The organism is Intrasporangium sp. (genome assembly GCF_035688975.1).
Lineage (GTDB): Bacteria > Actinomycetota > Actinomycetes > Actinomycetales > Dermatophilaceae > CALMNV01.
In genome coordinates this window covers 1-8,997 of the sequence record NZ_DASSMH010000038.1, presented here as the reverse complement: position 1 = coordinate 8,997, position 8,997 = coordinate 1, and the positions used below count along the sequence as shown (strand labels likewise).

14 protein-coding genes are annotated in these 8,997 nt (G+C 70.5%); 1 reads left to right on the top strand and 13 read right to left on the bottom strand.

Features of this window, described 5'->3' with window-relative positions; genetic code table 11:
- From VFJ94_RS03960 to VFJ94_RS16535, 13 genes are all read right to left on the bottom strand, one after another.
- A partial coding sequence (locus VFJ94_RS03960; protein ID WP_325002892.1) for a DNA cytosine methyltransferase occupies positions 1-1,541 on the bottom strand: 1,541 nt, incomplete at its 3' end.
- Positions 1,542-1,659: 118 nt separating this feature from the next.
- Entirely contained in the window at positions 1,660-1,881 is a 222-nt protein-coding gene (locus tag VFJ94_RS03955) for a hypothetical protein (protein WP_325002891.1), read from the bottom strand.
- A 1-nt stretch (position 1,882) separates the two neighbouring features.
- The gene (locus tag VFJ94_RS03950; RefSeq protein ID WP_325002890.1) at positions 1,883-2,269 is read right to left on the bottom strand and encodes a hypothetical protein; all 387 of its coding nucleotides are present in this window, start codon (positions 2,267-2,269) and stop codon (positions 1,883-1,885) included.
- Entirely contained in the window at positions 2,266-3,354 is a 1,089-nt protein-coding gene (locus tag VFJ94_RS03945; protein ID WP_325002889.1) for a hypothetical protein, read from the bottom strand. Before VFJ94_RS03945 ends, VFJ94_RS03950 begins: the two co-directional genes overlap by 4 nt.
- Entirely contained in the window at positions 3,351-3,836 is a 486-nt protein-coding gene (locus tag VFJ94_RS03940) for a hypothetical protein (RefSeq protein WP_325002888.1), read from the bottom strand. Before VFJ94_RS03940 ends, VFJ94_RS03945 begins: the two co-directional genes overlap by 4 nt.
- Positions 3,833-4,900 carry a hypothetical protein gene (locus VFJ94_RS03935; protein ID WP_325002887.1) on the bottom strand — a complete coding sequence of 356 codons (1,068 nt, stop codon included), beginning with the start codon at positions 4,898-4,900 and terminating at the stop codon, positions 3,833-3,835. The genes VFJ94_RS03940 and VFJ94_RS03935 overlap by 4 nt, the downstream gene beginning before the upstream one ends.
- Before the next feature lie 3 nt (positions 4,901-4,903).
- Positions 4,904-5,809, bottom strand: a complete 906-nt coding sequence (locus tag VFJ94_RS03930; RefSeq protein WP_325002886.1) for a hypothetical protein — start codon at positions 5,807-5,809, stop codon at positions 4,904-4,906.
- Positions 5,806-6,066: a hypothetical protein gene (locus VFJ94_RS03925; RefSeq protein WP_325002885.1), complete on the bottom strand. Its 261-nt coding sequence runs from the start codon at positions 6,064-6,066 to the stop codon at positions 5,806-5,808. The genes VFJ94_RS03930 and VFJ94_RS03925 overlap by 4 nt, the downstream gene beginning before the upstream one ends.
- A 71-nt stretch (positions 6,067-6,137) precedes the next feature.
- Positions 6,138-6,566: a hypothetical protein gene (locus VFJ94_RS03920; protein WP_325002884.1), complete on the bottom strand. Its 429-nt coding sequence runs from the start codon at positions 6,564-6,566 to the stop codon at positions 6,138-6,140.
- A gap of 32 nt (positions 6,567-6,598) precedes the next feature.
- Complete coding sequence (locus VFJ94_RS03915) at positions 6,599-7,789, bottom strand: DUF6745 domain-containing protein (protein ID WP_325002883.1); 1,191 nt, start codon at positions 7,787-7,789, stop codon at positions 6,599-6,601.
- Positions 7,786-8,076 carry a hypothetical protein gene (locus tag VFJ94_RS03910; RefSeq protein WP_325002882.1) on the bottom strand — a complete coding sequence of 97 codons (291 nt, stop codon included), beginning with the start codon at positions 8,074-8,076 and terminating at the stop codon, positions 7,786-7,788. The genes VFJ94_RS03915 and VFJ94_RS03910 overlap by 4 nt, the downstream gene beginning before the upstream one ends.
- Positions 8,073-8,318 (bottom strand): hypothetical protein, encoded by a 246-nt coding sequence (locus VFJ94_RS03905; protein WP_325002881.1) that lies wholly within the window; start codon positions 8,316-8,318, stop codon positions 8,073-8,075. Before VFJ94_RS03905 ends, VFJ94_RS03910 begins: the two co-directional genes overlap by 4 nt.
- Entirely contained in the window at positions 8,311-8,559 is a 249-nt protein-coding gene (locus VFJ94_RS16535) for an HNH endonuclease signature motif containing protein (protein WP_414654556.1), read from the bottom strand. The genes VFJ94_RS03905 and VFJ94_RS16535 overlap by 8 nt, the downstream gene beginning before the upstream one ends.
- Between VFJ94_RS16535 and VFJ94_RS03900 the strand changes: the two genes are divergently transcribed.
- A partial coding sequence (locus VFJ94_RS03900) for a hypothetical protein (RefSeq protein ID WP_325002880.1) occupies positions 8,524-8,997 on the top strand: 474 nt, incomplete at its 3' end. The genes VFJ94_RS16535 and VFJ94_RS03900 overlap by 36 nt on opposite strands.

The following is an 8,997-nucleotide window of genomic DNA, read 5'->3' as shown; positions in this document are numbered from 1 at the left end:
TTGCCGGCCATCTTGACCTGCTCGCGCTTCGTGCCGAGCATCACGTACTCGTCGGGGAACGCCATGCCGCGCTTGATCTCGTGGGGCTCGAGCATCCGGAACCGGCAGGCCATGACGTCGTCCTGGGTGACGTCCATCGGCTCAGAGATCCGCTTCGGGGCGTTCTGGCCGCGGAGCGTGACGAGGGCGTACCGGTCGACGGTGGTCAGCGTCCCCATGGTCTCTGTGGTGGGTCGGGCGCTCTTGGAAGCGCCGTAGTACGGAATCAGCAGGCCTGTCTCGTTGCGGGTGGTCTGGGTTCGCATCGCGTCCAGCACGGTCGGCGGCTGCTTCCCGTCGCGGCCCTCGACGGGCACAAGCAGCGACTGGTGGCCCATAGTCGTGAGCGTCCGCATGACCTCGTGGACGGGCGTCGACATCTCTGCGCCGCCGGTGTTGTTGCGCATCAGCAGCGCCCGCGTGTAGCTGGTGGTCTGGGTGCGGAACGGCTCGTCGGTGTCGCTGATGATCGGCGCGCCACGGACGGCGTCGAGGACGATGCCCTTCGTCGACGCCGTGTGCAGGGTGCGGAGCGGCTCGTCGGTCGGCCAGGCGCGGACGTAGGCGCCGGCCTGCCCGTGCTGCGGGTGCTTCGGGTCCATGGCGTCGTACTGGTTGCCGCCGGCCTCGAGCTGGATGGGGGTGCCGTAGCGGCGCAGGCCTTCGAGGATGCGGGCGAGGGTCTTGGGTGACAGGGGCCGGGTGCGGTCGCCGATGCGCTCAGCGGGCAGGGCCCAGTCGATGGCGGCCGCGGCGGGGAGCCAACCGGGCTCGACGACCTGGTTGCGGCAGGCGACATTGGGGCAGCGGTATACGTACTGGGCGCGGTAGCGGCCCCACGCGGGTGACTTCTTGAAGACCTGCAGGGCGTCGACGACGGCGTCGCAGCCCGGGCAGTAGGCCTTGGGGCGGACGACGGGCTCGAGGTTCGGCGGGGTGTCGCCCTTGCGCCAGAACACGACGTACATGCGGTCGCGGGACTGGGGCGCGGGCATCCCGCCGCGCTGGGCGTGCATCGAGTTGAGGAACATGATGCGGCGGTCGTAGCCGAGGGCGTCCATCGCCATCAGCCACGCGTCGAACATCACCCAGCGAGCGGCGTCGACGACGTTCTCGGTGATGATGGCCCGGTAGCGGTGGTGCTCGGCGAACCGGGGGACGTCCCACATCGTCGCGCGGGACCGCTCGGCGGCCTCGTCCGGGAGGGGCTTGTCGTTGTCGAAGAGGTCGCCCTGCGTGGTGGCGCGCTTCTTGCCCTTCGCGACGGAGTGGTTGGTGCACTCGGGGGAGGCCCAGAGGATGTCGGAGTGGCGGACGTAGCGTGGGTCGGTCTGGGAGATGTCGGCCTGGATGTGGTCGGCGTCGGGGTGATTGCTGTTGTGGGTCTCGATGGCGAGGCCCCAGTGGTTCATCGCGGTGCGGACTTCGACGCCGGGGACCTGGATGGCACCGGTGCTGGATCCGCCTGCGCCGCAGAACATGTCGGTCAGGGTGAGCGTCACGGGCCTTGCGCCTGCTCTCGTGTCGTTCGTGAAGGTGGGGGGTGCCCGCCGCACGCCGTGGGGGGTGGCGCCGCGGGCTCTCCGCTCAGGGGATGCGGAGGTGCGACCGGCGGGCGGGTCAGGCCTTCCGGTTGTTGCGTCGGGAGGCGGCGACTTGGCGTCGACGAGCCTTCTTGCGGGGTGCCGCCTTGGCGCGGGCGGCGATGGCGGTCGCGGCGCGGCGGACGTCGGCGAGGCTGGTGCCGGTGACGAGGACGTCGTGGCGGCCGAGGGTGACGTTCGCGAGGTCGGCGTCGGTGAGCAGCGGACCGATGTGGCCGGTCTGGGCGTTGACCTGCATGTCAGTCCGCCGTCCCGGTCATCTCGCCGGTCTTGAGGTCGACACCGGGCGGTGGTGGGGCCTCTCGCAACGACTCGAAGGCCAGTTGGTCCGGGTCGTTGCGCACGAGGTTGCCGTTGCGGTCGGCGAAGAAAAGCGACGTGTCGCGGTCGTGCTCGGGCAGCTTGAGCTTGATCTCGTCGGAGACGATGACTGCCTTGTCGGAGCCCTTCATCAGCTCGACGGAGATGACGAGGGTGATGGCTCCCTTCTTGCCGGTGTCGCGGACGCGCTGGACGAGGTCGTGCAGGCCTTCTGAGAGCTCGTCGTGGGTGGTGCCCCGGGACTGCTCGCGCAGGAAGTCCGCGAATGGTCGGATGGGGACGTCGGCGCGGTGTGGTGTGCTCATGCTGCGTTGGTTCCTTCCTTGTGGAGTCGTGCGTTGCGTGCGAGCTGGTGGAGCAGGTCCTGGCGCCCGGCGCGGCGGAGGGCGTTCTGGATGGCGTCGCGGTTGCGGTAGCCGAGGCGGTCGGCGAGGCGTTGCGCGGTGGCGAGCGGCTCGTGGTCGAGCAGCCAGGTGATGTCCTCGAGGAGGTCGTCGTGGTGCCACCCGCCGCCGGGCCGCTGGTCGGTGCCGGTGTCGGGGACGGCCGTGGGGTCGTCGATCTCGTCGTCGGCCCAGGCGAGGGGTGGCACCCAGCCGCGTGCGTGGGCGTAGCGCAGGGACCGTGTGTAGGCGCCCTTGTCGCCGGTGGTGGCCCGTGGCGGCTGGGCGTCCCACAGCTGGTCGTAGAGGTCGCGGGCGGCGCGCGCGGTCTTGGCGGTGACGTCGCGCTCGCCGTGGATGAGCATGCAGAAGTTGCGGACCTCGTACCCGAGGTGGCGGGCGAGCTTGGACTGTGACCAGCCGATGGCCATGAGCGCCTGGAGGCGCCGGCGAGTGCCGGTGCCGTCGAGGGTGGCGCCGCCGGCGAGGGTGTCGATGGTGGCGCGGACGGCGAGGATCGCCTGGGCGTGCTCGGCGCGGATCCGCTTGGTGGGTGGGGTGTTCTGGCTGCCGTACATGAGCTTGGTCATGGCGCCATGGGAGTAGCCGGAGGCTGCGACGATCTGCTTGAGGCCGAGGCCGGCGGCCTGCAGGGACTGGACGTGCTCGCGGACGGGGGCGGCATCGACCCACGTGTTGCCGAACCGGCCGTAGGCGTGCAGGCGGGAGCGCTGGCGTTCGTAGGCGGTGTTCGCGGCGGTGCACTCTGGGCAGCGGCAGCGGTCGAGGACGTAGCAGGCGTGGGTGCCGTGCTGGTGGTGGGTGCGCTTGTGGTGGCAGGGTTTCGGGGTCTTGTCGACGGCGGCCTGCCGGGCGAGTCGGCGGGCCTTGGACTCGGCGCGGGCGATGGTCTTCTCGCACGAGTGGATGGTGAGGCTGCGCAGGGCGATTTTCTCGTGGCGGTGGGTGAATACCCGGCCGCACGTGTCGCAGTTGACGGTGGTCATGGGTGGACACCCTCGATGCGGTCGGCCACCATCACGGCCAGCGCCATCGCCTGCCAGATGTCGGCGCGGAAGCCGTAGAAGAACCCGGGCTCGGCCTTGGTGCCCTTCCCGCGGTTCGGCTCGCCGGACGCGAACCGGTCGACGAGGGCTTGAACGATGTTGGCGTCCTTGGCCTTGGCCGAACCGCAGTGGTGCAGCTTCACGTCGCGGCGGTAGATCGGGGCGAGGCCGAGGCCGGAGGCCTCGATGAACCGGCCGATCCACACGCAGGTCTCGAAGACCTCCTTGCCGACGGCCATGCCATAGGAGGCGACCATCTCGATCGCACCTACCTCGATCCCATCGCTGAGCTGGCCGTCGAGGAGCGCGCCACGCAGCTCGTGGTTGGCGATCTTGCCGACCTCGATGGGGCGCCGGGTTTCGGCGTCGATGAGGGCATACCCCGACTCGACGTTGCCGGGGTCGATGGCCAGGACCCTCACGCCGCACCGGCCTTGGCACGCAGGTCCTCCAGCGCGGCCTGCAGCTGGCCGGCGTCGATGTCCTCGACGGGCTGGGCGTACTCCTCGAGCAGCATCTGGCGCAGCTCGCTGTCGGTGACGCCGTGCTTGCCGGCCTCGATGACGAGGGCCATCCACACGGTGTCGCGGTCATCTCCGGGCGCCGCTGCTGTCTCGTGCGCCGGCTCTTCGACCTGCTCGGGGTCGTGGGGCTTGAGGTCGCCGGCGCGGGCGGTGATCCACGCCTTGACCGAGTCGGTCAGGTGCCCGGCCTCGCCGGCCTGGCGCCAGAGGGCCTGCAGTTCCTCGACGGTCGTAGCGTCGGCGACGAGCTGCTGATAGTCGGGCCGGGGCGCCTCGACCGCCGCGGGGCTCGCGGCAGGGGCGGCGCCGATCGCGGGTGTGCCGCCGGCGCCGCCGACGAGCTCGACGAGGCGTCGCTTCGACACGGCAAGGTCGAGGACGGGCACGACGAACCGGGACGTCTGTCCGTCGCGGATACTCACCCGCTCCTGCAGGTTGAGGGTGGCCGGGACGTAGTCGCCGACGAACATGGCCAGCTCGGCCATCGAGGGCAGCTCGGCCGCCGCGTTCCAGCCCTTGGTCTCGAGCCGCCAGACGCCGAGGGACTCGAGGTCCGACAGCATGACGGACAGCCGGGTGGTCGGCTTCGCATCACGGTGCGCCGGGTCGTTCGGGTCGCAGGCGTTGTCGGTCAGCACGTCACGGTAGCCGTCGCAACGGTGGATGCATCCGCCGCCGGACCAGCTCTCCATCCACTGGGAGATGCCGCCCTTCACGACGATGATCGGAACGGACTTGGCGTCAGTGACGACCTCGAACTCCTGGCGGCCGTTGTTGTCCCACTCGCGCGCCTGACCGCCGTAGAGCTTGGCGAGGGCTTCGATGTGGCCTCGGTTGCCGCTGGTGAAGCGGAAGCGGTCGAGCTTGTCCGGGCGGCTCTTGCCGCTCTTCGTGGCCACCTTCTGGCCCAACCGGATTCGGCCCGCCTCGGCCATGCGCTGCTGTATGTCGCGAATAGGCATGGGTCATGCCGCCTTTCTGGTGGTGGTTCGCTTGGGCTTCGCCTTGCCGGACGGGCCGACGGGGCGGTACTCGCCGCCGTTGATGTCGTGGCCTGTCGAATGCATCCACTTGGCGAGGGTGAGGCACCCGTCGAAGGCGGCCCGCTCAGCCGGGCCGGTCGGGACGGGGATGAGCTCGTAGGAGCTGCGGCGCAGGTTGAGCACGGCGGCGCCCTTGATGCGCTCGGACGGGAAGCGCTCGATCGTGCCGTCCGGCAGCCACATCTCGCTCATCCAGCGCAGGGCCGTCAGCTGCAGGGCGTACTCGCCGTAGACGCTGGTGGCCGGTCGGGTCGCGGACGTCTTCGTGTCGACGACCCAGAGCGCGCGTTCCCCGTCCGGCAGGCGGCGCACGGACTCACCCTCGAGGTACCCGTCGAGGGGGAGCCAGAGCATCTGGTCGAGGGTGCCGGCCACGCCTTTGGCGGGGCTGGCGACGGTGAGCTCTGTAGCTTCGACGTGCTTGTCGAGGTCGATGTCGAAGTCGTCGAGGAAGCGGCGGTACTGGGCGACGTACTTCTCTGCCTCGTCGTCTCCGTCTTCGGTCGCGAGGGTGGTGCCGAGGGCGTGGGCTTCGGCGAGGGCGTGGATGCGTGAGCCGAGGTCGGCGGCTTTGTCGCGGGCGACGGTGACCTGCTCCTTGATGGCCTTGACCGCGCCGTCGCGGTCGGTGCGTGAGCGGGCCATGAGTGCGCCTTGGTGTTCGATGGCGTACTCGGCGGCGATCTTCGCGGCCCAGGGCACGAGCGCGGGTTTCGCGCAGCCGACGGACAGGACGTTGGTGACGGAGATGAGGTCGGCGGTGTCGGAGCCGGGGCGCCGGTAGTACCGTCCTCGAGCCGTGGCCTCCGCCATTCTGGGGCTGGTCATGCGGGCCACCCGTCGGGGGTGCCGTACTCGGCGCCCCGCAGCCGCTCATCGGCGGCCGCCATGGCGTCGGCGCGGATTCGGTAGGAGACGGGGGAGTCGGCTCGGTCACAGCCGCAGCAGCATGCGGTGCGCCAGAGGAGCTGGTCATGCCGCACCGTGGAGCGGACGGTCGGCCGGTGTCCCCGGCCCCAGCGGGTGTCGGCCCCCTCGTCGGTCAGGGTGAGGCCCAGCAGCTCGGGCCAGCGCCAGGTGGTCATCGGGTCTCCTTGTGGCGAAGGGGGTGGTGGGGGCGGGGTGGGGCGACGTGCAGCCGCCCCACCCGTTGGGGTCAGTCGGCGACGACGCGCAGCTCGTCGGCCATCTCCCGCTGGCGGCGCAGCTCGTACCGGCCGGGCCCGATGCCCATGAAGCCGTGCTCGGGGTGCCCGAGGTAGGCGGTGGACCCCGCCGGGACGGTGAGGGTCGCGACGCGCAGGGACGCCCCGTCAGCGGCGAACGTGTCGCACGCAACGCCTGGGCCGTCCGGGTAGATGGCGTGGGTGTTGCCGCCGTTCTCGCCGCGCACGACCGGGGTCCCGGTGGCGGGCACGGGCGTGGTGGCGTTCTTGCCGGCGGGGGACGGGATGACCAGGACGTCGCCCTGACGCTGCATCCCGGTCAGGACGGGGATGTCCACGTCGAGGTCGTGGCCGGTGGTGACGCTGACCCCGGTGGTGACGGTCATGCTGGCGATGGTGCGGGTAGCGGTGGCGCTCATGTCGGTGAATCTCCTTGTGTGTGTGGTGTTTTTCACGTCGCCCTCTGTAGCGACGCGTACTGCTCGGGGGTGACGTTGTACGTCCACGCCGCGGCCGCGACGGGGTCTGTGATGCGCGCATCCACGGTGAGCCCGTACTCGTGGCGCTGCCCGTCACGTTCGACCGTGCCGTTGGTGCACCGCAGGAGACGCACGGGCTGGTCGTACAGGCCGACCCCGCCCTCGCGGGCGCCTATGGCGGGGACGTGCCACAGGCTGAGGGTCTGGCCGGGGTTGCCGGGGTCGGCCACCTCGTGCCCGACCTGCTCCCACCCGGCCTCGCGGATGATGCCGTCCCACCCGTCACGGGCGGCCATGACCTCCACGGCGCACCGGCGGATCTCCGCGTTCTCCTCACGGATGATGCGGGTGGTGTCCCACCCGGTCTCGATGAGGTCTGCGGGGACGCGGGTGCCGTGCCAGAAGTGGAGGGCGAAGCCGTCTGCCCATGCGATCGCGGGGCCGTCACCGCAGTGCATGCGCGTGGCGCCGCCGACAGTCTCGACGTGCAGCGTGGTGGGTGTGTCGCTGATGGCGACGAAGTCTGCGTACCAGTAGGACGGTCCGGCGGTGGCGCGTGCTTCGTCTGCGGCGAGCCGGTCCCATAGGTCGCCGGGGAGGTCGAGGTGGCCGACGTCGCGGAACCAGGACGCGAAGGCATGCCATGAGCACCACAGGTTCCCGCCGTAGTACTGGTCCCAGGGGGCGCGGGCGGCGTCCTGTAGGCCGTCACGGATGGGCCGGTGCAGCGGCGGCGGGTAGGCGGCGAGCAATGCTACACCGTCCCCGACACCGTCCCCGACACCGGCCCGGACACCGGCCCCGACACCGTCCCCGACACCGTCCCCGACACCGGCCCAGACACCGTCCCCGACACCGGCCCAGACACCGGCCTCGACACCGGCCTCGACACCGGCCCCGACACCGGCCCCGACACCGGCCCAGACACGGCGCGCGACGGACACGGCGACCCGGGCGGCCAGTGGCGACCGAGTGAGGATGACCCCGACCGGCTGGTCCAGCCCCGCATACCGGTAGCAGTCGCGTACCCCTGCGATGACCCGGTCCCACTCGTCACCGGTCAGGGGGATGGCTCTGTGCCCGTGGGCGACCCACTTGGCGGTCCAGTCGGCGAGGGTGGCGCGCTGGGCATCGGTGAGGGCGTCAATTCGTGCCGGGCTCATCGGTTCTCCTTGTGGCGCAGGGGTGGTCCGTCGATGGGGTCGGTGAGCCAGCCGGCGTGGAGGCCGGTGGCGTGGCAGCCGGGGCAGGTCCACATGTGGTGCCCGTCGCGGTGGGTGGCGAGCCAGTACGCGGGCCGACCGCAGCGGGCGGCTTGGCAGGTGGGGCGGTGGGTGCGGTGTGGGGTGGGGTCGGGGGTGTGGTGGTGGTCGGACCACAGGGCCACTGCGGCGAGTACCATCACCCACGAGGCGAAGGCGTAGACCACGAGCAGGTCGTCGGGGCTCATGCCCCCCACCCCCTGCGCACTTCCCCGGCGCCGCCATCCTGGCACTGGCCGCAGTAGTCGGCCTCGGCGAGGCGCCCGCAGCCGGTGGCGCACGGCACGGGCGTTGCGGCGGCGGCCATCAGGTCCTCCGCGAGCTGCTCGGCCTGCGCGGGGGTGAGGGGTATCTCGCGGGTGGGGACGGTGAGGATGACGGTGTGCTCCTCGTCCAGAATTTTTTCGACGATCACCGCATGCCTAGACATTGGCCACCGCCCGCCTACGTCGAGCGCGTTCTCTGATGCACGTTCGACAACTGCGCATGTTGTTGTCAATGCGAGTGTTCTCGGGGGTGTAGGCGTGTCCATGTGGGCAGTGCGTACGATTCGCAGGTTCGCCCCGCAATATGTTTTCGCGGATGGTCACGGGCTCTAGATGGGCCGGGTTGCAGCACGCCCGATTGCGGCACAGGTGATCGAGAACGAGGCCCTCTGGGATCGGTCCCACGAGCAGTTCAAAAGCCAGACGATGTGCGCGACGGCGCTCTCCCGGCCGGGGATGGAAGTGGCCGTAGCCATCAGTGAGTTTGGCCAGCCAGGGCCAGCAGTCCTCGGCAGCCCCGCGTGCGACCTTCTCCCAGAACCGTTCTTCGACGGTCTTGGGTGTCCGATCAGGCTCACCATTCCGACTGACCCGCTGATAGTGGAACTTGCAGAGGCCGCGAGCCAGATGCTTGCGTCCGCAGCCGGCGATGGTGCAGGGACGCTTGGGACGCGACGTGCGCTGGCCGGGACATCCGCGATTGGTTCGGTTGGCCTCTTTGTCGAGGCCGCACACGGCGCACTGAGGGCCGAACTCGCCTGTGGCCGTGAAGTCGTGAGCCGCCATCGCTCACACCTCCACGATGCGGACGGTGACGGCGGCCCCGCAGTACGGGACCCGGGC

Coding starts and splice junctions, on each gene's coding strand:
- VFJ94_RS03955 (WP_325002891.1), bottom strand. CDS start 1,881: ATGCAGGTCAACGCCCAGACCGGCCACATCGGTCCGCTGCTCACCGAC.
- VFJ94_RS03950 (WP_325002890.1), bottom strand. CDS start 2,269: ATGAGCACACCACACCGCGCCGACGTCCCCATCCGACCATTCGCGGAC.
- VFJ94_RS03945 (WP_325002889.1), bottom strand. CDS start 3,354: ATGACCACCGTCAACTGCGACACGTGCGGCCGGGTATTCACCCACCGC.
- VFJ94_RS03935 (WP_325002887.1), bottom strand. CDS start 4,900: ATGCCTATTCGCGACATACAGCAGCGCATGGCCGAGGCGGGCCGAATC.
- VFJ94_RS03930 (WP_325002886.1), bottom strand. CDS start 5,809: ATGACCAGCCCCAGAATGGCGGAGGCCACGGCTCGAGGACGGTACTAC.
- VFJ94_RS03925 (WP_325002885.1), bottom strand. CDS start 6,066: ATGACCACCTGGCGCTGGCCCGAGCTGCTGGGCCTCACCCTGACCGAC.
- VFJ94_RS03920 (WP_325002884.1), bottom strand. CDS start 6,566: ATGAGCGCCACCGCTACCCGCACCATCGCCAGCATGACCGTCACCACC.
- VFJ94_RS03915 (WP_325002883.1), bottom strand. CDS start 7,789: ATGAGCCCGGCACGAATTGACGCCCTCACCGATGCCCAGCGCGCCACC.
- VFJ94_RS03910 (WP_325002882.1), bottom strand. CDS start 8,076: ATGAGCCCCGACGACCTGCTCGTGGTCTACGCCTTCGCCTCGTGGGTG.
- VFJ94_RS03905 (WP_325002881.1), bottom strand. CDS start 8,318: ATGTCTAGGCATGCGGTGATCGTCGAAAAAATTCTGGACGAGGAGCAC.